At 69.0% G+C, this 20312-nt stretch carries 19 protein-coding genes; 8 read left to right on the top strand and 11 right to left on the bottom strand.

Translation table 11 applies throughout. From position 1 onward, the window contains the following. The first annotated feature begins 35 nt into the window (after window positions 1–35). Complete coding sequence (locus ASE16_RS04420; protein ID WP_055890998.1) at window positions 36–653, top strand: HAD family hydrolase; 618 nt, start codon at window positions 36–38, stop codon at window positions 651–653. A 7-nt stretch (window positions 654–660) separates the two neighbouring features. Next, window positions 661–1746 carry an NADH:flavin oxidoreductase/NADH oxidase gene (locus ASE16_RS04415; RefSeq protein WP_055890995.1) on the top strand — a complete coding sequence of 362 codons (1086 nt, stop codon included), beginning with the start codon at window positions 661–663 and terminating at the stop codon, window positions 1744–1746. A 49-nt stretch (window positions 1747–1795) separates the two neighbouring features. On the opposite strand, the gene ASE16_RS04410 is transcribed toward ASE16_RS04415, so the two are convergent. From ASE16_RS04410 to ASE16_RS04395, 4 genes are all read right to left on the bottom strand, one after another. Continuing rightward, a complete protein-coding gene (locus ASE16_RS04410; protein ID WP_055890992.1) occupies window positions 1796–2569 on the bottom strand; it encodes a hypothetical protein in 774 nt (257 codons plus the stop codon). Between the two features lie 153 nt (window positions 2570–2722). After that, the gene (locus ASE16_RS04405; RefSeq protein WP_235500351.1) at window positions 2723–3529 is read right to left on the bottom strand and encodes a hypothetical protein; all 807 of its coding nucleotides are present in this window, start codon (window positions 3527–3529) and stop codon (window positions 2723–2725) included. Further along, entirely contained in the window at window positions 3526–4563 is a 1038-nt protein-coding gene (locus tag ASE16_RS04400; RefSeq protein ID WP_055890989.1) for a hemolysin family protein, read from the bottom strand. The genes ASE16_RS04405 and ASE16_RS04400 overlap by 4 nt, the downstream gene beginning before the upstream one ends. After that, window positions 4556–5866, bottom strand: a complete 1311-nt coding sequence (locus tag ASE16_RS04395) for a hemolysin family protein (protein WP_055891629.1) — start codon at window positions 5864–5866, stop codon at window positions 4556–4558. Before ASE16_RS04395 ends, ASE16_RS04400 begins: the two co-directional genes overlap by 8 nt. A 269-nt stretch (window positions 5867–6135) precedes the next feature. Between ASE16_RS04395 and ASE16_RS04390 the strand changes: the two genes are divergently transcribed. After that, a complete protein-coding gene (locus ASE16_RS04390) occupies window positions 6136–6576 on the top strand; it encodes a hypothetical protein (protein WP_055890986.1) in 441 nt (146 codons plus the stop codon). Window positions 6577–6595: 19 nt separating this feature from the next. Here the strand turns inward: ASE16_RS04390 and ASE16_RS04385 are convergent, their stop codons facing one another. Beyond that, window positions 6596–8035: a GuaB1 family IMP dehydrogenase-related protein gene (locus ASE16_RS04385; RefSeq protein ID WP_055890984.1), complete on the bottom strand. Its 1440-nt coding sequence runs from the start codon at window positions 8033–8035 to the stop codon at window positions 6596–6598. Between the two features lie 136 nt (window positions 8036–8171). Between ASE16_RS04385 and ASE16_RS04380 the strand changes: the two genes are divergently transcribed. Further along, window positions 8172–12059, top strand: coding sequence for a multifunctional oxoglutarate decarboxylase/oxoglutarate dehydrogenase thiamine pyrophosphate-binding subunit/dihydrolipoyllysine-residue succinyltransferase subunit (locus ASE16_RS04380; RefSeq protein WP_200949545.1), 3888 nt, complete (start codon window positions 8172–8174; stop codon window positions 12057–12059). Window positions 12060–12143: 84 nt separating this feature from the next. Beyond that, entirely contained in the window at window positions 12144–12917 is a 774-nt protein-coding gene (locus tag ASE16_RS04375) for a VOC family protein (RefSeq protein ID WP_055890978.1), read from the top strand. A gap of 24 nt (window positions 12918–12941) precedes the next feature. Here the strand turns inward: ASE16_RS04375 and ASE16_RS04370 are convergent, their stop codons facing one another. Both ASE16_RS04370 and ASE16_RS04365 read right to left on the bottom strand, forming a co-directional pair. Next, complete coding sequence (locus ASE16_RS04370; RefSeq protein ID WP_055890975.1) at window positions 12942–13184, bottom strand: zf-HC2 domain-containing protein; 243 nt, start codon at window positions 13182–13184, stop codon at window positions 12942–12944. Continuing rightward, window positions 13181–13774, bottom strand: coding sequence for a sigma-70 family RNA polymerase sigma factor (locus ASE16_RS04365; RefSeq protein WP_157480102.1), 594 nt, complete (start codon window positions 13772–13774; stop codon window positions 13181–13183). Before ASE16_RS04365 ends, ASE16_RS04370 begins: the two co-directional genes overlap by 4 nt. Window positions 13775–13888: 114 nt before the next feature. Here ASE16_RS04365 and aroA point away from each other — a divergent pair, with 114 nt between their 5' ends. The 3 genes from aroA to bcp are packed head-to-tail and all read left to right on the top strand — an operon-like array spanning window position 13889 to window position 16835. After that, window positions 13889–15256: a 3-phosphoshikimate 1-carboxyvinyltransferase gene (aroA, locus tag ASE16_RS04360; protein WP_055890969.1), complete on the top strand. Its 1368-nt coding sequence runs from the start codon at window positions 13889–13891 to the stop codon at window positions 15254–15256. Window positions 15257–15269: 13 nt separating this feature from the next. Beyond that, a complete protein-coding gene (gene rsgA / locus ASE16_RS04355; protein ID WP_055890966.1) occupies window positions 15270–16328 on the top strand; it encodes a ribosome small subunit-dependent GTPase A in 1059 nt (352 codons plus the stop codon). A 33-nt stretch (window positions 16329–16361) separates the two neighbouring features. Then, entirely contained in the window at window positions 16362–16835 is a 474-nt protein-coding gene (bcp, locus tag ASE16_RS04350; RefSeq protein ID WP_055890962.1) for a thioredoxin-dependent thiol peroxidase, read from the top strand. Window positions 16836–16848: 13 nt separating this feature from the next. On the opposite strand, the gene ASE16_RS04345 is transcribed toward bcp, so the two are convergent. The 4 genes from ASE16_RS04345 to ASE16_RS04330 are packed head-to-tail and all read right to left on the bottom strand — an operon-like array spanning window position 16849 to window position 20268. Continuing rightward, window positions 16849–17613: an ABC transporter ATP-binding protein gene (locus tag ASE16_RS04345; protein ID WP_055890959.1), complete on the bottom strand. Its 765-nt coding sequence runs from the start codon at window positions 17611–17613 to the stop codon at window positions 16849–16851. After that, window positions 17610–18422 carry an ATP-binding cassette domain-containing protein gene (locus ASE16_RS04340; RefSeq protein ID WP_055890956.1) on the bottom strand — a complete coding sequence of 271 codons (813 nt, stop codon included), beginning with the start codon at window positions 18420–18422 and terminating at the stop codon, window positions 17610–17612. Before ASE16_RS04340 ends, ASE16_RS04345 begins: the two co-directional genes overlap by 4 nt. After that, complete coding sequence (locus ASE16_RS04335) at window positions 18419–19309, bottom strand: ABC transporter permease (RefSeq protein ID WP_055890954.1); 891 nt, start codon at window positions 19307–19309, stop codon at window positions 18419–18421. Before ASE16_RS04335 ends, ASE16_RS04340 begins: the two co-directional genes overlap by 4 nt. Next, the gene (locus tag ASE16_RS04330) at window positions 19306–20268 is read right to left on the bottom strand and encodes an ABC transporter permease (protein WP_055890951.1); all 963 of its coding nucleotides are present in this window, start codon (window positions 20266–20268) and stop codon (window positions 19306–19308) included. The genes ASE16_RS04335 and ASE16_RS04330 overlap by 4 nt, the downstream gene beginning before the upstream one ends. Window positions 20269–20312 lie beyond the last annotated feature (44 nt).

Below are 20312 nucleotides of genomic sequence, written 5' to 3'. Positions count from 1 at the left end.
CGATAGGTTCATAGGCGAGGAAAGAGGTCGGTTTCATGGGTATCAGCATCCCGGGCAGGGTCATCGTGTTCGACTACGGCGAGGTCATCTCGACCACGCCGTCCGAAGCGGATCGCGAGCAGCTCGCGGGTCTCGCCGGCGGGGACGCCGAGGTGTTCTGGCCCGCATACTGGCGGCATCGCGACGCGCTCGATCAGGGCACGATGAGCATCCAGCAGTACTGGAGGGGCATCGAACGCGAGCTGGGCGAGCAGTGGGGGGATGCGAAGATCCACCGGCTCTGGCTGGCCGACTTCCGCAGCTGGCTGAGCATCGACCACGACACCCTGGATGTGCTGGTCGACCTGCACGACGGAGGCACCCGCATGGCGCTGCTCTCCAACGCCGGGCGCGACTTCGGCTCGTACTTCCGGCACGGCACCCTGGGCGATCTGTTCGAGCAGGTGTTCGTGAGCGGCGAGCTCGGCACCATCAAGCCGAGCGCCGACATCTTCGAGCACGTGATGCGCGAGCTCGGCATCGGCCCGGCAGAGATGGTCTTCATCGACAACAAGGAGATCAACGTGCGAGGGGCGGAAGACCTCGGCATCGCTGGGCATGTCTTCACCACGGCGTCCGATCTGCGGGCATATCTCGAAGCATTGGCGGCTTAGAACCAGCATGGCAACACTCTTCGACCCCCTGACCCTGCGCGGCGTCACGGTCCGCAACCGCATCTGGACCTCTCCGATGTGCCAGTACTCCGTCATCGACGAGTCCGGCGTCCCGCAGCCCTGGCACCTCGTCCACCTGGGCTCCTTCGCCACAGGCGGCAGCGGCATCGTGTTCACCGAGGCGACCGCGGTGAACCCTGAGGCGCGCATCTCCCCGCGCGACACCGGCATCTGGAACGACGAGCAGCGCGACGCGTGGAAGCCGATCGCCGCGTTCATCGCCGAGCACGGTGCTGTGCCGGGGATGCAGCTCGGCCACGCTGGACGCAAAGCGTCGAGCTGGCCGGCCTGGGGTTACGAGGATCGCACCGGCAGCGTTCCTCCTGAGGAGGGCGGCTGGCCGACGGTCGCGCCGTCGCCTGTGGCGTTCGGCGACCTGGCGGTGCCTGCAGAGCTCTACCCTGCGGGCATCGACGCGATCGTCGACGACTTCCGGTCAGCGGCCCGCCGCGCCGTCGACGCCGGGTTCCAGGTGCTCGAACTGCACGCGGCGCACGGTTACCTCCTGCACCAGTTCCTCTCCCCCATCGCCAACCAGCGCACGGACGAATACGGCGGCAGCCTCGAGAACAGAGCCCGCCTTCTCCTGCGCATCGTGGAGGCGGTCCGCGCCGAGGTCGGCGACGATGTTCCGCTGTTCGTCCGGTTCTCCGGCAGCGACTGGACGCCGGGAGGATGGGACGAGCAGCAGACCGCGACGGTCGCCGGCTGGGCGCAGGATGCGGGAGCCGACTTCTTCGACATCTCCAGCGGCGGCATCCAGAGCGGCATCCGCATCCCGTTGGAGCCCGGATATCAGGTGCCGTTCGCCGCGCACGTCCGGTCGTCGGCCGAGGTCGAGGTGAGCGCCGTCGGGCTCATCACCACCCCGGAGCAGGCGGCGGACATCGTGGAGGGCGGCAGGGCGGACGCCGTGATGCTGGCGCGCGAGATGCTGCGCGACCCGCACTTCCCGCTGCGGGCCGCGCACGAGCTCGGCTACGACGTCGACTTCTGGCCGCCGCAGTACCTGCGTGCCCAATGGCGCCGGTAGCGCGGCGGCGCCGGTAGCGCGGCGGCGCGTACACCGCCGCGGCGGCGGCTCATCGGAGGTGGCGATCGAAGAACCGGCCTGCGTCGTCTCCTGCGTAGGACGGCACGCCTCGGTGGCCGCCCATGTTGGCTTGCAGCGTCTTCTCCGTGGAGCCGATGGCGTCGAACAGGTCGAGGGCGAGCTGACGGTCGTTCCCCTCGTCGTCCCACTGCAGCAGCATGTGCACGGGGATCGTGAGCTGCCTGGCGTCGTCGAACATCGCGCGCGGGACGTAGCTGCCGGCGAAGAGACCGGCCGCCGCGATCCGCTGGTCGACGGCCGCCAGTTTGATGGCGATGGCGGTCACTCCCCCGGAGAAGCCGACGGGACCGCCGATCTCAGGGAGCGCGAGCAGCGCATCCAGTGTCGCCTGCCACTCCGGTACGGCCCGCTCGACCAGCGGGAGGACCAGCCTGTCGACGATCTCGTCCACCGGCTCTCCAGCGGCGAGCGCCCTGTGCAGGTCGGCCCGGGCCTGCTCGGCATCCGCCGATCGCGGCCGGTCGCCGCTGCCTGGCAGTTCGATGGTGGCCGAAGCGAAACCGCTGGCTGCGGCGCTCCTCGCCCGCCCGGCCAGCCGGGTGTGCATCATGCCGAGGCCGCCGGGGTGGCCGAGCAGAATCAGCGGCGCTGGAGCCGAGGCGGTGGCGGAGGCGGGCGTCCAGAGGACGCCGGGGATATCGCCCAGGGTGAATGCGCGCTCGCTGACGCCGGCATCGGCAGCGGTATCGGTGGCGCTGCCGTCGCCGTCGAGGCGCTGTTCAGAGGTGAAATGAAGGTGCATGGTCGTGCCTTTCGAGAGTGCTCCTGATGGGCGCTCCCGAGCGACCTATCGCCCGACCGTGACCCCAGGAAGGAGCACCCACGTCGATTCGTTCACGGGTACCACCTCCTCTTTCGCTCGTCCGGTCTCCGTCGAGACTAGCAGCGGCGACCGCTAGCGGGCGAGCGCGATCACGGCGTGCACCACGGGAGTGTGCCGCCGCGTGTGCTCGTCGTCCCACAGCCCGAGCAGGTGCAGCGTGGCCATCCGGAACACCAGCGCGCGCAGCAGCAGCTGCCGCCACGACGGGATGTCATAGTCCTCGCCCAGCCGCTCGACGGGGTAGCCGTGCCAGCAGACCGCGTCTGCGACGGCGATCGCGGCGGCCAAGCCGGCCGGCCGCCAGTACGGCGCCCAGTCGATCACCGCAGGCGGCCCGCCCTCGACGAACAGGACGTTCCCGAGCAGGTCGGCGTGGATGACCTGACTCGGCGCATCCACCGGCCGGAACTCCGCAGTCAGGGCGGCGATCAGCGGATCGTCCGGCGCCGGCTCCTCACCCCAGGCCACGCGGTCGGCTCTCGCCCACGCGTGATCCGTCTCCGCGATGAACGGCGGCTCCGGATGCGCGGCGACGGCACGCTGGAAGGCCAGGCCGGCGCGCACCACGTCCTCGACGCGCGTCGGGTCCGCCGCTCCTGGGACCCAGGCGAGGGCTTCCCAGCCGCCGCGCATCCACCGGCCTCTATCGTCGCGGAGCGGTCGTGGGACAGTGAACTCGTCAGACTCGGCGAGCGCCGCCAGCACGCTCGACTTCCACTCCGTCTCCTCCGACGGCTCCGCAGGGCGCAGGACGACGTCGCCCGCGCGCCAGGTCAGGCCGCGGCCGCCCGGCAGCAGCACCGGTGTTCCCGACGCACCGAACGCCGCCAGGACATCGTCGGACGGCGGCTGCGGTCCCGCGGTCACATCGCGGCTCACGAACGCCTCGTCGCGTCCTGAACCTCACCGACGAGCTCTTCGATGATGTCCTCCAGGAAGAGCACCCCGACCGTTCGGCCTTCCGCATCCACCACGCGCGCCAGGTGGCTCCCCGAGCGACGCATGGTCGCCAGGGCGTCCTCCAGGTCGCTCTCCGCGAACACCGTCACCAGTCTCCGGATGCGCTTGGCGGGCACCGGCAGTTCGAAGCCGGTCTCCTCCAGGTCGAGCACGTCCTTGAGGTGCAGGTAGCCTGTCGGCTCGCCGGACTCGTCCAAAACCACGTAGCGGGAGAAGCCGTTCTTCGACACGGCCTTCTCCACGTCGGCGGGCGTGGGCTGAGCGGGAAGCGCCACGAGCTTGTCGAGGCCGAGTGCGACATCGCGCACCTTCTTCTCCGTGAACTCGAACGCGGCGGTCAGTGCGCCCGTCCGGTCGGTGAGCACACCCTCCCTCGTCGACTGGTTGACGATGTTCGCCACCTCTTCGAGCGTGAACGTGCTCGCGGCCTCGTCCTTCGGCTCCACCCCGAACAGGCGCAGCACGCTGTTCGCCGTGGCGTTGAGGGCGACGATGATCGGCTTCACAACGCGGCCGATGGCCACGAGCGGGGGTGCGAGGAGCAGGGCGGCCTTGTCCGGCATCGAGAACGAGATGTTCTTCGGCACCATCTCGCCGAACACCACGTGCAGGAACGACACGAGCACCAGGGTCACGATGAACGCGACCGTCCCGATGACGTCGTCCGACCATCCCGTCGCGTGCAGCGGCACTTCGAGGAGGTGGTGGATCGCCGGTTCGGAGACGTTCAGGATCAGCAGAGAGCAGACGGTGATGCCGAGCTGAGTGGTCGCGAGCATCAGCGTCGCGTGTTCCATCGCGTAGAGCGCCGTCTTGGCGCTCCGCTTCCCGCGCTCTGCGAGCGGCTCGATCTGCGACCTGCGCGCGGAGATGACGGCGAACTCGGCGCCGACGAAGAACGCGTTGACCATCAGCAGCACCACCAGCCAGGCGATTCCGGCCCAATCACTCATGGCCGTTCACCTCCTCGCCCGGCAGTACAGGATCCGGCGTGTACCGAATGCGGTCCACCCGTCGCCCCTCCAGTCGCTCGACCCGCAGGGTCCCTCCGTCGATCAGCACCTCGTCGCCGACCTTCGGCAGGCGGCCGAGCTCGTTCATCACGAAACCGGCGACGGTCTCGTACGGGCCGTCCTCCGGGACCGTCACGCCTGCGCGTTCGAGCAGTTCGTCCGGCCGCAGGATGCCGGGGAAGGTCAGCGAGTCCCTGCCGCGGACGACTCCGGCGCGGGTGCGGTCGTGCTCGTCAGCCACCTCGCCGACGATCTCCTCCACCAGGTCTTCGAGCGTGGCGATACCGGAGGTGCCTCCGTACTCGTCCACGACGACGGCCATCTGGTAGCCGCGTCCGCGGAGCTCGCCGAGCAGCGTGTCGAGATTCATCGTCTCCGGCACCCGCAGCGCGTCCGTCTGCAGGGCGGAGACAGGGACCTTCGCTCTGCGCGGCCGGGGAACGGCGACGGCCTGCTTCACGTGGACGAAGCCCACCACGTCGTCGATGTCGTCGTCGACCACGGGGAAGCGCGAGTACCCCGTGGATCTGGCCAGGTCGAGCACGGCTTGCGCAGGCTCGCTGCGCTGCACGGTCGCGATGCGCGGCCTCGGCGTCATCACGTCCGACGCCGTGTGGTTGGAGAACGCGAGGGTGCGGCTGAGCAACGTCGCCGTGTCAGCTTCGAGCAGCCCGGCGCTGGCCGAGCGCCGCACGAGCGACGACAGCTCCTCGGCCGTGCGCGCGCCGGACAGCTCCTCCTTTGGCTCGACCCCGAGCATCCTGAGCACGCCGTTCGCCGTGCCGTTGAGCACGACGATGAACGGCCGGAAGATCGCGGTGAACACCGTCTGGAACGGGATGACGAGCTTGGCGGTGGCCAGCGGGAGCGCAAGGGCGAAGTTCTTCGGCACCAGCTCGCCGAGGATCATCGACAGCAGCGTGGCGACCACGATGGCGACGGTCGTCGCGATCGGGGCGACCACCGCCTCCGGAATCCCGATCGAGGTCAGCGGCCCGTTCAGCAGCGTGCTGATCGCCGGCTCCATCGTGTAACCGGTGAGCAGCGTGGTGAGGGTGATTCCGAGCTGGGCGCTCGAGAGGTGCGTTGACGTGATCTTGAGCGCGGCGATGGTCATCGTCAGCCGGGACTCACCCCGCTCGCGGCGCGCCTCGAGGTCTCCGCGGTCGAGGTTGACCAGCGCGAACTCGCTTGCGACGAAGAGGCCGGTCCCGATGGTCAGCAGCAGGCCGACGCCGAGCATGATCCACTCATAGAGCACGGCGGTCACCCCGCTCCGGTCTCAGACCGCGGGTGGGCGGCGAGGTCGTAGAACTCGCCAGGGCGAATGGGCTAGCAGAAGGAGGGTCGTCCATTTCCCGCTCAGTATACCGGCGGAGTTTCCGGGAAAAGGATGTGTGCATCCGCGGTTCCTCGGCACTCCCAGCAAGTCCGTAATCCGTTCATAGCGGTCGCTGAGCGCCGCCGGTCACACTCGCATCGCTCACCCAGCACGAAGAGAAGGACAGCACGATGACCTCCACCAGCCCGGAATACGGAGCACCGAACGGACAGCCATGGCAGCCCGGCCCTCCCGTTCCGCCCCAGCAGCCGCCGTACCAGGGGCCGGTGCCGCCGCAGCAGCCTCCCGTGCCTCCGCAGCCGCCGTACCCGCAGGCGCAGCGGGCACCTCATCCATCGGCCGCCGCGACACCGGCGCCAGCCGGATACGTGCTGCACCGCTGGCCGCGCTGGGCTCAGAACACCGCGGTGATCGTCGGCGCGGTCGCCGTGCTCGTCGTGGTGTTCTTTGCCGGCTTCTTCACGGCGAACGCCGTCGACCACGGACGTGCCGGCATCGGCACGGGGCAGAACTTCCAGCCGCGTCAGTTCGGCGGCAACGGCGGCTTCGGCCAGAACGGCGGAACAGGTCAGAACGGCGGAACAGGCGGGCAGACGCAGAACAACGGCTGAGCCTCGCGCCTGAGCGTACCTACCAGGAGACCGGCAGCGCCTTGCCCTCCTCGTACCCCGCCGCCGACTGGATGCCCACCAGCGCCCTCTCGTGGAACTCCGCCACAGAGCGCGCACCAGCGTAGGTGAACGAGCTGCGCACGCCGGTGGTGATCATGTCGAGCAGGTCTTCAACGGACGCCCGCTGAGGGTCGAGGTAGATGCGCGAGCTGGAGATCCCCTCGGCGAAGAGCGTCTTCCTGGCGAGTTCGTATGCGTCCAGGCGCTCGAAACGCCCCGTGACCGCCTTGGTGCTCGCCATGCCCCAGCTCTCCTTGAACAGCGCTCCGTTCGCGTCCCTGTCGAGCAGTCCTGGCGCTTCGATCGTCCCGGCGAACCAGGAGCCGATCATCACGGATGCGCCACCGGCGGCGAGCGCGAGGGCGACGTCGCGCGGGTAGCGGACCCCGCCGTCCGCCCAGACGTGGGCGCCGAGCTCCCGCGCGGCCTGCGACGTCTCGAGCACAGCGGAGAACTGCGGGCGACCGACGGCGGTCATCATGCGAGTGGTGCACATCGCGCCGGGCCCGACGCCGACCTTGAGGATGTCCGCGCCTGCGGCGACGAGGTCGCGGACGGCCTGCTCCGTGACGACGTTGCCCGCCACGATCGGCAGTCCGAGGCCGAGCCCCTTGACCGTGTGGATGGCGCGCCGCATCCCGTCCTGGTCGCCGTGCGCCGTGTCGATGACCAGAACGTCGACCCCTGCGGCGGCGAGCGCCTTGGCCTTGCTCGCGACATCTCCGTTGATGCCGACCGCCGCTGCCACGCGCAGCCTGCCGTGCGCGTCGAGCGCCGGCCGGTAGATGGTGGAGCGCATCGCGCTCTTCCTGCTGAGGGTGCCGACGACGCGGCCGTGGTCGAGCACGGGGGCGAACTCGAGGCCGGCGGCGCTCATCACGTCGAAGGCTGCCCTGGCGTCTGGCAGATCTTCCGCGTCGAGCGACGTGAGCGCGCCGTGCAGCAGGTCGCCGAGGCGCGCATCCGGAAGGGCGGAGCCGAGCTGCGTCGCCGCGAGGCAGCCGAGGTATGCGCCGTCAGCTCCGTGGATCACGATGCCGTGCCCCTCGACGGCCGGCAGCCGCCGCAGAGCGTCCGCGACCGTCTCCTCCGGCGATGCGGTGTACGGGGTGTCGAAGGCGACCGGCTGCTCCTTGACCCAGCGGATCGCGTCGTCCAGGTCTTGCAGGTGCATGTCCTGCGGCAGGACGCCGAGACCTCCGCGGCGGGCGAGGGTCGCTGCGAGGCGTTTTCCCGTCACCGAGTTCATGTTGGCCGACACGATCGGGATGGTCGCTCCCGTGCCGTCGTCCGGCGCGAGCGACACGTCGAGGCGGCTCGTGACATCGGATCTCGACGGCACCAGGAACACGTCGGAGTATGTGAGATCGTGGCGCGGGGTCGTTCCATAGAACTGCATGGGAATAACGGTATCCCTCCCCGGTGAACGCCCGCACCCGCCGCTGGAAGGGATTAGGCTTGACGACTGGATGGAAACGGGCGGTGACCGTGCTGCCTGTGCAACAAAAATCAATGGAGAGAGTGGGCGAGCGGCTGTGTCGAGCCAACTGACAGGTGTGGGAACCGACGACGGATCGTCGGGCGAATTCGGAGCCAATGAGTGGCTCGTCGACGAGCTGTACGAGCAGTTCATCGTCGACAAGAATTCGGTCGACAAGTCGTGGTGGCCGATCCTGGAGAGTTACCAGCCGACCGTGAAGGACGACGGCCAGGCATCGACCTCCACCGAGCAGGCCTCCACCGAGCAGGCCTCCACCGAGCAGGCCTCCACCCCAGCCCCCAGCGAGACCCCGGCCCCCACCCCGGCCGAACCCACCGTTCCCACCCCGACGGAGCCGACGGCCCCGAGCCCCACGGAGCCGAACGCTCCCTCCCCGGCGGAGCCGTCGACGCCCGCAGGAGACGCTCACCCCGTCACCGCCCCCATCCCTGTCATCGGCGCGCAGCCCGTCGCGCGCACCACCTCGATCGCCCCGAAGCCGCAGCCCGTCCCCGCAGACGCCCCCGTCACCGCCCCGCAGACGGTGCTCGCGGAAGACGGCACCCCTGAGCCGCAGGACAAGGTCACCCCGCTCCGCGGCATGTCGAAGACGCTCGCCACCAACATGGATGCGTCGCTCACGGTCCCCACAGCCACGAGCGTCCGCACCATCCCGGCCAAGCTGATGATCGACAACCGCATCGTCATCAACAACCACCTCAAGCGCGCCCGCGGCGGCAAGGTCTCCTTCACGCACCTCATCGGCTGGGCGCTCATCCAGGCGCTCAAGGAGTTCCCGAGCCAGAACGTGTTCTACGACGAGGTGGACGGCAAGCCGTCCGTCGTCGCCCCAGCGCACGTCAACCTCGGCATCGCCATCGACCTGCCGAAGCCGGACGGCACCCGTGCCCTCCTCGTGCCGAGCATCAAGCGCGCAGACACGATGGGCTTCGGCGAGTACCTCGCCGCGTACGAAGACCTCGTCACGCGGGCCCGCAACAACAAGCTGGGCGCAGGCGACTTCGCCGGCACCACCATCTCGCTCACCAACCCGGGCGGCATCGGCACCGTGCACTCCGTGCCCCGCCTGATGAAGGGCCAGGGAGCGATCATCGGCGCCGGTGCGCTCGAATACCCGGCCGAGTTCCAGGGCTCGAGCGAGAAGACGCTCGCCGGCCTCGCGATCGGCAAGACGATCACGCTCACCAGCACGTACGACCACCGCGTCATCCAGGGCGCAGGCTCCGGCGAGTTCCTGAAGATCGTGCACGAGATGCTGATCGGCAAGCGCAGCTTCTACGAGGACATCTTCGCCGCGCTGCGCATTCCGTACGAGCCCATCCGCTGGGCGCCGGACATCAGCGTCGACCTCGCGAGCGCCGTCGACAAGACGGCCCGCGTGCAGGAGCTCATCAACGCGTTCCGCGTCCGCGGCCACCTGATGGCGGACATCGACCCTCTCGAGTACGTGCAGCGCACGCACCCCGACCTCGACATCGCCAGCCACGGCCTCACCTTCTGGGACCTCGACCGCGAGTTCGTCACCGGCCAGTTCGGCGGCGACAAGCGCAAGATGCTGCTCCGCGACATCCTCGGCGTCCTGCGTGACTCGTACTGCCGCACGGTCGGCATCGAGTACATGCACATCCAGGACCCTGCCCAGCGCAAGTGGATCCAGAACAAGGTCGAGCGCGGCTACGAGAAGCCGTCCCACGACGAGCAGCTCCGCATCCTCGGCAAGCTGAACGAGGCAGAGGCGTTCGAGACCTTCCTGCAGACCAAGTACGTCGGCCAGAAGCGGTTCAGCCTCGAAGGAGGCGAGTCCACGATCGCCCTGCTGGATGCGATCCTCGAGGGAGCCGCGAAGGAGAACCTCGACGAGGTCGCCATCGGCATGGCGCACCGCGGCCGCCTCAACGTCCTCACCAACATCGCAGGCAAGACCTACGGCCAGATCTTCCGCGAGTTCGAGGGCACGCAGGATCCCCGGACCGTCCAGGGCTCCGGCGACGTCAAGTACCACCTCGGAACAGAGGGCACGTTCCGCGGCGCCAACGGCGAGGAGATCCCGGTCTACCTCGCGGCGAACCCCTCGCACCTGGAAGCCGTCGACGGCGTCATGGAGGGCATCGTCCGCGCCAAGCAGGACCGCCGCCCCCCGATGACGTTCCTCACGCTGCCCGTCCTCATCCACGGCGACGCCGCGATGGCGGGCCAGGGCATCGTGGTCGAGACGCTGCAGATGTCGCAGCTGCGCGCATACCGCACGGGCGGCACCATCCATGTGAACATCAACAACCAGGTCGGCTTCACCACGCCGCCGACAGAGTCCCGCTCGTCGGTGTACTCGACGGACGTCGCCAAGACCATCCAGGCGCCGATCTTCCACGTGAACGGCGACGACCCCGAGGCCGTCGTGCGCGTCGCCCAGCTGGCGTTCGAATACCGCCAGGAGTTCAAGCGCGACGTGGTCATCGACCTCATCTGCTACCGCCGCCGCGGTCACAACGAGGGAGACGACCCCTCGATGACCCAGCCGCTGATGTACAACCTCATCGAGGCGAAGCGCTCCGTCCGCCGTCTGTACACCGAGGCCCTCGTCGGCCGCGGCGACATCACGGAAGAGGAGTACGAGCAGGCGCACCGCGACTTCCAGGATCGCCTGGAGCGCGCCTTCATGGAGACGCACGCTGCGCAGACCAACTCGGTGCCCGTCGTCACGGGCGAGGGCGCCGTCGCCGACCTCGAGCTGCCGGCGGCGCAGCAGGAGGACAACGTCGGAGAGCCGGAGACCACGGCGGTCACCGACCAGGTCATCCAGCTCATCGGCGACGCGTTCAACAACCCGCCCGCCGGATTCTCCGTGCACCCGAAGCTGCAGCAGCTCCTCACCAAGCGCGGAGAGATGAGCCGCAACGGCGGAATCGACTGGGGCTTCGGCGAGCTCCTCGCCCTCGGCTCCCTGCTGCTCGAAGGCACCCCGGTGCGCATGGCAGGGCAGGACACCCGTCGCGGCACCTTCGTGCAGCGTCACGCCGTCTTCCACGACCGCACGAACGGCCAGGAGTGGCTGCCGCTGGCCAACCTCAGCGACAACCAGGCCAAGTTCTGGATCTACGACTCGCTGCTCAGCGAGTACGCGGCCATGGGCTTCGAGTACGGGTACTCGGTCGAGCGCCCTGACGCACTGGTGCTGTGGGAGGCGCAGTTCGGCGACTTCGCCAACGGCGCCCAGACGATCATCGACGAGTTCGTGTCGTCGGCCGAGCAGAAGTGGGGCCAGCGCTCGTCGCTCGTGCTGCTGCTCCCGCACGGCTACGAGGGTCAGGGACCCGACCACTCCAGCGCCCGCATCGAGCGCTACCTGCAGCTGTGCGCAGAGAACAACATGACCGTCGCACGCCCGTCGACCCCCGCGTCGTACTTCCACCTGCTGCGCCGCCAGGCGTATGCCCGCCCGCGCCGCCCGCTCGTCGTCTTCACCCCGAAGGCGATGCTGCGACTGCGCGGAGCATCCAGTGATGTCAGCGACTTCACCCAGGGCAAGTTCGAGCCGGTGATCGACGACGCCAGGATCAGCGACAAGGGCGCCGTCAAGCGCGTGCTGCTGATGGCGGGCAAGCTGTACTACGACCTGCTCAACGAACTCCAGAAGAACCCCAACCCGGAGATCGCGCTGGTCCGCGTCGAGCAGTACTACCCGCTGCCCGCCGCTGAGCTCAAGGCGGTCGTCGACTCCTACCCCAACGCCGAGCTGGTGTGGGTTCAGGACGAGCCGGAGAACCAGGGAGCCTGGCCGTACATGATCCTCGAGACCTCCAAGCTGGGCCCGCGCCCGCTGGGTGTCATCTCGCGCGCAGCGTCTGCATCGCCGGCGGCCGGCTCGGCCAAGCGTCACGCTCAGGAGCAGAGCATTCTGATCCAGCGGGCGCTCACGCTGTAACCGCATCCGTGCCCGGCGAGGGGCGTCTCGCGTCAGCGCGAGGCGCCCCTCGCCGTTTGCGGCGGCCGCGCGTATGGTGACGACATGACTGTCGTGACGACGCACCGCCTCGGAGAGCCCTGCTGGGTCGACTACGCGAGCTCAGACGTTCCCAGGGCCCGTGACTTCTACACCGCTCTGTTCGGCTGGACGGCCGACGAGGGCGGCGGGGAGTACGGCGGATACATCACCTTCCGCAGGGACGGCCACGCCGTGGCCGGACTCGGCGCGGTGATGGGCGACGAGAAGCCGAACAGCTGGCTCACCTACCTGCTCGTCGAAGACGTGGATGCGTCGGAGAAGGCCGCAACGGATGCAGGAGCCCAGGTGTACGCGCCCGCGATGACGGTCGGCGATCAGGGCAGGATGGCCGTGGTCGCCGACCCTGGCGGAGCGGTGGTCGGCCTCTGGGAGCCCGGCGCGCACCGCGGCTTCGAGCTGACGGCGGAGATCGGCGGCCCAGCCTGGCATGAGCTGTACGCGCGCAGTTTCGCGGCGCAGGTGGACTTCTACACGAAGGTCTTCAATTGGCAGACGCAGGTGCTCGGCGACACCGCAGACTTCCGCTACTCCACGTTCGGGCCGGATGGGGCACCGGCCGGCGGCGTGTACGACGCGGACAAGATGCTCCCTGAGGGCGTCCCGTCGCACTGGGTGGTCTACTTCGGCGTCGCGGACGCGGAGGAGTCGTGCGCCCGCGTGGTCGAGCTCGGCGGCACCGTGATCCGCGACCCGTGGGACAGCGAGTTCGGCCGGTTCGCTCAGGTCACGGACCCGCTCGGCGGACTGTTCCTGCTGCACCAGGTGCGGCAGCAGTAGCGCGCGCTCTGGCGCGCCTGCCCGTCAGTGCGTCGCCTGGAAGCCCCTGATGCGCAGCAGCACCTCGGCGCGGAGCGTCTCCGGCGCCGTCTCCTTGCACGCCCGCTGAACCACCTCGGTGAGCACGACGCTCAGGTGCGCTTCGTCCGCGCATCCATTGCAGGTGGCGAGGTGCTCGCGGATGTCTGCGGCATCTTCGCTGCAGAGCTCGTTGCGCAGGTATTCCTCGAGGTCTTGTTTGGCCTTGTCGCAGCCGCAGTCGGTCATTTCGTGCTCCTGGGTGTCTGCACGGCGGACAGTCCCCGCTCGTGCGCGTAGTCGGTGAGAAGCTCCCTCAGCATCCGGCGGCCGCGGTGGAGGCGGCTCATCACGGTGCCGATCGGGGTCTTCATGATGTCGGCGATCTCCTGGTAGGAGAACCCCTCGACATCAGCGAAGTACACAGCCATCCTGAAGTCCTCCGGGATGGCCTGCAGCGCGTCTTTGACCGCGCTGTCCGGCAGGTGGTCGATCGCCTCTGCCTCTGCCGAACGGCTCGAGGATGCGGTGGTCGACTCCGCGCCGCCGAGCTGCCAGTCCTCGAGCTCGTCGATGGTGCCCTGGTACGGCTCGCGCTGCTTCTTGCGGTACGTGTTGATGAAGGTGTTCGTGAGGATGCGGTACAGCCAGGCCTTCAGGTTGGTGCCCTGCTGGAACTGGTTGAACGCCGCGTACGCCTTGACGAAGGTCTCCTGCACCAGATCCTGCGCGTCTGCAGGGTTTCTGGTCATGCGGAGAGCCGCTGCGTACAGCTGGTCCATGTACTGCAGCGCCTGCTCTTCGAAGAGCGGACCGAGGTCGTCAGTTGCGGTGGTCATCACGGGCAAGTCTAGTTCCGCGCGTGTGTGCACGCGCGGAGAGTCGAGGACGGTGCTCGTGAGGGTCACAGACTTTCCTTCCTTCGATCGAAAACGCGGATACCCTTGACAACGATGCTGATCTCGAAATATTCCGCGCCAGAGTTCGATCCGTACGGCGACAACCGCGCCGACGAGCCGAACACGCTGTGGCCAGCGCCCGTCGCCAGGGGCCCGCTGAACGCATCCGTGTCGTTGCCTGGCTCGAAATCGCTGACAGCGCGCGAGCTGGTGCTCTCCGCTCTGGCAGACGGCCCGTCGCTGCTGCGCGCGCCGCTGCACTCGCGCGACAGCGAGAACATGGTCGAGGCACTGCGTGCCCTCGGAGTGTCCATCGAGGCGAAGAAGGGCGCGAGCGAGTTCGGAGACGACCTCCTTGTGACGCCGGCGGAGGAACTGCTCGGCAGCACCACCATCGAGTGCGGTCAGGCGGGAACGGTCATGCGGTTCGTGCCGCCGATCGCCGGTCTCGCCCTCGGGCCGACGATGTTCGACGCGGACGACTCCGCGCGCGGACGCCCGATGTCGTCGATCATCTCCTCGCTGCGCGACCTCGGCGTCGACGTCAACGACGACGGCAGGGGATCGCTGCCGTTCACCGTCCACGGCACGGGCACCGTGCGCGGCGGCGCGATCACCATCGACGCCTCGTCGTCCAGCCAGTTCGTCAGCGCGCTGCTGCTCTCGGCGAGCCGCTTCGAGGACGGCCTCGACCTCCGGCACTCCGGCGAGCGCCTCCCGAGCCTGCCGCACATCGAGATGACCATCGACACCCTCGCGGCGCGCGGCGTCACGGTCGAGTCGCCGGAGGTCGGCCGATGGATCGTCTCCCCCGGCGCCATCGCGGCGCGGGACGTGGACATCGAGCCCGACCTCTCCAATGCTGCGCCGTTCCTGGCGGCCGCCGTGGTCACCGGCGGCTCTGTCACCTTCACCGGCTGGCCGGAGCGCACGACGCAGGTCGGAGCCGACCTGGCCGAGCTGCTCCCCCTGTTCGGAGCGACGGTCACGCGCGACGGCGACCGGCTCACCGTCACAGGAGGCGAGAGCATCCCCGGTGTGGAGCTCGACTTGACCACGGGCGGCGAGCTCGCACCGGCGCTGGTGGCCATCGCAGCCCTCGCGGACGGCCCGAGCGAGATCACCGGCATCGGACACATCCGCCACCACGAGACCGATCGGCTCGCCGCTCTCGTCGCGGAGATCAACGGCCTCGGCGGCGCGGTCACCGAGCTCGAGGACGGGCTGCGGATCGAACCGCGGCCGCTCACCGGCGGCGTGTGGCGCAGCTACGAGGACCACAGGATGGCGACGGCGGGCGCGATCATCGGACTGGTGGTCCCCGGCGTCGAGATCGAGAACGTCGCGACGACTGCCAAGACACTCCCCCAGTTCACACAGCTCTGGACGCGCCTGGTCGAGGAAGGCACCGCCCCAGCGTGACGGAGAACGCAGCGTGACGGAGCAGACAGGGTCGTGGTGGGACGACGGCGACGACGATGACGAGGAGTACTCGGAGTTCGACGAGTCGCGCATCCGGAGCCGCCCCAACCCGAAGGGCAACCGGCCGCGCACCAAGACCCGGCCGGAGCACGGGGACGCGCAGATCGCCAGGGTGCTCGGCGTAGACCGCGGCAGGTACACCGTGCTCCTCGACGAGGACACCGCTGACGAACGGCAGATGACGGCGGCCCGCGCCAGCGAGCTGCGCAAGCAGGCCATCGTGACCGGCGACAGGGTGGCCATCGTCGGCGACACGACGGGCGAGGACGGCACGCTCGGCCGGATCGTGCGCATCGAGCCGCGCACCACCCTGCTGCGCAGGAGCGCCGACGACACCGACGAAGTGGAGCGGGTGATCGTCGCCAACGCCGATCAGATGCTGATCGTGGTGGCGGCTGCGAACCCGGAACCGCGCACGCGCCTGGTGGACCGCTACCTGGTCGCCGCATACGACGCGGGGATCACGCCGATGCTGTGCGTGACCAAGATCGACCTCGCCGATCCGGGTCCGTTCCTGGAGAACTTCGCCGGGCTCGACCTCCCGGTGTTCACGAGCCGCGAGGACCACATCCCCGTCGACGCGATCACGGCCGCCCTTGTCGGTCACGACACGGTGGTCGTCGGTCACTCCGGAGTCGGCAAGTCGACCCTCGTGAACGAGATCGTGCCTGGCGCGCTGCGCGCGACGGGCCACGTCAACGTGGTGACCGGCCGCGGCAGGCACACGTCGTCGTCCACCGTGTCACTGCGCGTCGAGAACGCCGAGGGCCACGGCTGGGTGATCGACACCCCCGGCGTCCGCTCGTTCGGGCTCGGGCACATCAACACCGACAGCATCCTCAAGTCGTTCACCGACCTCGCAGAGCTGGCGGAGGACTGCCCCCGCGGATGCACGCACCTCCCTGACGCGCCGGACTGCGCGATCATCGAAGCCGTCGAGGCCGGAGCGCTCGGCGATGCCGGGCGGGCACGACTGGACTCGCTGCAGCGGCTGCTCGCGACGTTCGCCTGAGCGCCGCTCGCACGCGTGCGTCAGAATGAGTGCATGACTGATGTGCGACTCGAAGCGGGAGACGCCGCACCGGCGTTCACTCTGAAGGACCAGGACGGCGCTGCCGTCTCGCTCGGCGACTACGCGGGCAAGAACGTGATCGTGTACTTCTACCCTGCGGCGATGACGCCGGGCTGCACGAAGGAAGCGTGCGACTTCCGCGACAACCTGAACTCGCTGGCGTCGTCCGGCTATCAGGTCATCGGCATCTCCAAGGACGCCCCCGCGAAGAACAAGCAGTTCCAGGAGCAGGAGGGCCTCAACTTCCCGCTGCTGAGCGATGAGGACCTCGCCGTGCACCAGGCGTACGGCGCATACGGAGAGAAGAAGCTCTACGGCAAGACGGTCACCGGCGTCATCCGCTCGACCTTCGTCGTCGACCCTGACGGCAGCGTGCGCCTCCCGCTGTACAACGTGAAGGCGACGGGACACGTCGCCATGCTGCGCAAGAAGCTCGGCATCGACTGAGCAGAGCGCCGGATCAGGCGGGCAGCCGCGGCACGGACGCGAGCAGGCGCTGCGTGTACGCGTCCTGAGGGTTCCCCAGCACGGAGCGCGTCTCCCCCTGCTCGACCACCCTGCCGCCGCGGAGCACCACGGTCTGCTCGCACAGCGAAGCGACGACCCCGAGGTCGTGCGACACCATCACCACCGTCATTCCCTCGCGCCTGCTCAGCTCGGAGAGGAGGTCGATGATCTGGATGCGCGTCGTCACGTCGAGCGCGCTCACCGGCTCGTCGGCGAGCAGCACCCTCGGCCGGGACACCACGGCGCGCGCGATGGCGATGCGCTGCCGCTGTCCTCCGGAGAACTCGTGCGGATACCTGCCAGCCGCATCCCCGGGGAGCCCGACTGCCGCCAGCGCCTCCGCCACCCTGTCGCGCGCATCCTGACCGGAGGCGACCCTGAGGCTCGTCAGCGGCTCGGCGATGATGCGCCCGACGCTCTGCCGAGGGTCGAGCGACGAGTACGGGTCTTGAAACACCGTCTGCACGCTGCGGCGGAACTCGCGCATCCTGGCGCGGTCCCGCCGGTCGAGCCGAACGCCGTCGAACAGCAGTTCGCCGCTGGTCGGGCTGCTCAGGCCGAGCAGGATCGACAGCGCGGTGGTCTTGCCTGCGCCCGACTCGCCGACCAGGCCGACGTTGCGTCCAGGCTCGACAGCCAGCGAGACGCCCTCCAGCGCGGCAGTGGATGCGCGACGATAGCGGAAACCCGCCTCACGAAGCTCCAGGATGGCGCTCACGACACCTCCAGGGCTCGGTCGAGCTCGCGTGCGCTCGCGACGAGTTCGACCGTGTACGGGTCGCTGGGAGCCGCGAGCAGGTTTTCGATGGTGCCTGACTCGACCACGCGTCCCGCACGGAGGACGAGAGCGCGCTCCGTCATCCGGGAGACGACGGCGAGGTCGTGGCTGACGAACAGCAGCGCCATGCCGCGCTCGGCGACGAGTGCGTCGATGAGCGACAGGATCTCCGCCTGCACGGTCACGTCGAGCGCCGTGGTCGGCTCGTCGGCGATGAGGAGCTGCGGTGCGCAGGCGAGCGCGGCGGCGATGGCGACGCGCTGACGCTGCCCTCCCGAGATCTCGTGCGGGTACGCCCTGGCGATCCGCTCCGGCTCCGGCAGCCGCACCTCGGCGAGCGCGTCGAGCACCGCGCGCTTGAGGGCGTCGCCGCGCAGCCCGAGATGCCGTCGCAGCGGCTCCGCGACCTGCTTGCCGAGGCGCATCAGGGGATCGAGCGCCGTCAGAGGCTCCTGGAAGACGACGGAGGCGACACGTCCGCGCAGCGCGACCAGGTCGCGCTCCTTCGCGCCGACCACCTCGACGCCGCCGAGAACGGCGCTCCCCGATGCGACGAGTCCTGCGGGAAGCAGCCCTGTCACCGCGAACGAGGTGAGCGACTTGCCAGAGCCGGACTCGCCGATGAGGCTGAGCCGCTCCCCCGCCGCGATGCTGAACGACACATCCCGGACCAGCGGGGCGCCCGTCGCCGAAACGACCCCGAGATCCCTGACCTCCAGCAACACAGCGCTCTGCGCATCCGCACTCATCGTGACCGCCTCCTCGTCGGGTCTGCGACATCGCGGAGACCGTCCGCCACGAGATTCACGCCGATCACCAGCACCACGAGAGCGATGCCAGGGGCGATCGCCCCGACAGGAGCCGTCGCGACGGTGCCCTGCGCCTCCTGCAGCAGCCGGCCCCACGACGCATTCGGCGGCGGAGCGCCGAGACCGAGGTACGACAGGCTCGCCTCCGCCAGCACGGCGACGCCGAACTGCAGGGCGAGGTTCACGCCGAGCGTCGGCCAGATGTTGGGCAGGATGTGCTTGCCGACAACACCGAGCCAGCTCGTCCCCGAGGTACGCGCCGCGGTGACGTACTGCTGGGAGAGCACCCGCTTCGCCAGAACGCGGGTGAGCCTGGCGACGACCGCCGACATCGCGAGGCCGATCGCGAGGATCGCCGTGCCGAGGGATGCCCCCTGGGCGGCGACGATGAGCATCGCGAGCAGCAGCGTCGGGAACGCGATGAGGATGTCGAGCGCTGCCGAGATCGTGTCGTCCAGCCAGGTGGTGGCGAACGCCGCCAGCAGGCCGAGGGTGATGCCGATCAGGGCGCCGATGGCGACGGAGCCGATGCCGACCGCGAGCGCGATCCGTGCACCGATCATGAGCTGCGTCGTGAGGTCGCGGCCGAGCTTGTCCGTGCCGAGCCAGTGCGTCGCATCCGGATGCTCGAGCCGGCCGCCCGAGGTGTCGCTCGGCGCGAACGGCAGCCAGAAGAACGAGACGACGGCCACCACCACGACGAGCCCGACCAGCACGATCCCGATGGTGAGCGTCACCGAACGACGGCGACGGGTGCGCTCCGGCGGCTGAGCCTCCTGTCCGCTCTCGCCGGCGTGCCCGGCCGCCTCGTCCACGATCGCGCTCATCGGTTGCCCGAAATGCTCAGCCGCAGTCGCGGGTCGACGAGACGCTGCACCAGGTCGGCCGCGAAGCCGATCAGCAGCACGGCAAGGGTGCTCACGAACAGGATGCCCTGGATGTTCGGGTAGTCGTGCTGCTGGATCGCGCGCAACAGCATGCTCCCGAGGCCGGGCAGCGTGAAGACGCTCTCGACCACGACCGCCCCCAGGAAGGTGGTCGCCAGCTCGATGCCCAGGATCGAGATGACCGGCACCGCCCCGTTGCGCAGGCCGTGCCGCCACATCGCCTGGCCGAAGCTGGAGCCGAGCGCACGCGAGTTGCGCAGGTAGTCGCTGCCGATCACATCCAGGGTCGCGCTGCGCACGTACCGCGCAATGGATGCGCTCATCACGACCGCGATCGTGATCACGGGAAGCGCGAGCGAGTTGAGGGCGGCGGCCGGGTCTGCCCAGTCATCGCGCGGGAAGCCGCCGGACGGGAACCAGCGGAGGTTGATCGAGAACGCGCTCACCAGCAGGATGCCGACCCAGAACACCGGCACGGCGATCCCGAGCTGCGAGATGGCGGACAGCGCGATGCCGTACCAGGTGTCCGATTTCCAGGCGGCGACGAACCCGATCACGAGCGCGAGCGCCAGCGCGATGACGAACGAGATGAGGGTCAGCGGGATCGTCACGGCCAGCCGCGAAGCGATCTCAGGCCCGACGGGAAGCGACGTGATGAACGACGCCCCCAGGTTCAGCGTCAGCATCTGCCCGAACCAGGTGACGAACTGCTGCAGCAGCGGCTGGTCGCTGCCGACCTGCTCCTGCGCGGCTTTGATCTGCTCCGGGGTGGCATTGACGGACAGCAGCGCGTTCGACGGGTCGCCGGGCAGCACCCTCAGCAGGAGGAACAGCACCACCATGGCGAGCAGCAACGACACCACCAGGAAGGCGAAGCGACGCAGAAGATAGACGGCCATGACGTTCTCAAGAGTAAATGCTCGGGGAGCCGGTGAACGGCCCC

Source organism: Leifsonia sp. Root227, assembly GCF_001428745.1.
In the GTDB taxonomy this organism is placed as follows: domain Bacteria; phylum Actinomycetota; class Actinomycetes; order Actinomycetales; family Microbacteriaceae; genus Leifsonia.
Note: the sequence above shows the minus strand (reverse complement) of the source record. Positions and strands in the feature narration are given on the sequence as shown.

Coding starts and splice junctions, on each gene's coding strand:
- ASE16_RS04385 (WP_055890984.1), bottom strand. CDS start 8,035: ATGCAGTTCTATGGAACGACCCCGCGCCACGATCTCACATACTCCGAC.
- ASE16_RS04330 (WP_055890951.1), bottom strand. CDS start 20,268: ATGGCCGTCTATCTTCTGCGTCGCTTCGCCTTCCTGGTGGTGTCGTTG.
- ASE16_RS04390 (WP_055890986.1), top strand. CDS start 6,136: ATGACCTCCACCAGCCCGGAATACGGAGCACCGAACGGACAGCCATGG.
- ASE16_RS04365 (WP_157480102.1), bottom strand. CDS start 13,774: ATGACCACCGCAACTGACGACCTCGGTCCGCTCTTCGAAGAGCAGGCG.
- bcp (WP_055890962.1), top strand. CDS start 16,362: ATGACTGATGTGCGACTCGAAGCGGGAGACGCCGCACCGGCGTTCACT.
- ASE16_RS04400 (WP_055890989.1), bottom strand. CDS start 4,563: ATGAGTGATTGGGCCGGAATCGCCTGGCTGGTGGTGCTGCTGATGGTC.
- ASE16_RS04395 (WP_055891629.1), bottom strand. CDS start 5,866: ATGCTCGGCGTCGGCCTGCTGCTGACCATCGGGACCGGCCTCTTCGTC.
- ASE16_RS04415 (WP_055890995.1), top strand. CDS start 661: ATGGCAACACTCTTCGACCCCCTGACCCTGCGCGGCGTCACGGTCCGC.
- ASE16_RS04340 (WP_055890956.1), bottom strand. CDS start 18,422: ATGAGTGCGGATGCGCAGAGCGCTGTGTTGCTGGAGGTCAGGGATCTC.
- aroA (WP_055890969.1), top strand. CDS start 13,889: ATGCTGATCTCGAAATATTCCGCGCCAGAGTTCGATCCGTACGGCGAC.
- ASE16_RS04335 (WP_055890954.1), bottom strand. CDS start 19,309: ATGAGCGCGATCGTGGACGAGGCGGCCGGGCACGCCGGCGAGAGCGGA.
- ASE16_RS04420 (WP_055890998.1), top strand. CDS start 36: ATGGGTATCAGCATCCCGGGCAGGGTCATCGTGTTCGACTACGGCGAG.
- ASE16_RS04370 (WP_055890975.1), bottom strand. CDS start 13,184: ATGACCGACTGCGGCTGCGACAAGGCCAAACAAGACCTCGAGGAATAC.
- ASE16_RS04410 (WP_055890992.1), bottom strand. CDS start 2,569: ATGCACCTTCATTTCACCTCTGAACAGCGCCTCGACGGCGACGGCAGC.
- ASE16_RS04375 (WP_055890978.1), top strand. CDS start 12,144: ATGACTGTCGTGACGACGCACCGCCTCGGAGAGCCCTGCTGGGTCGAC.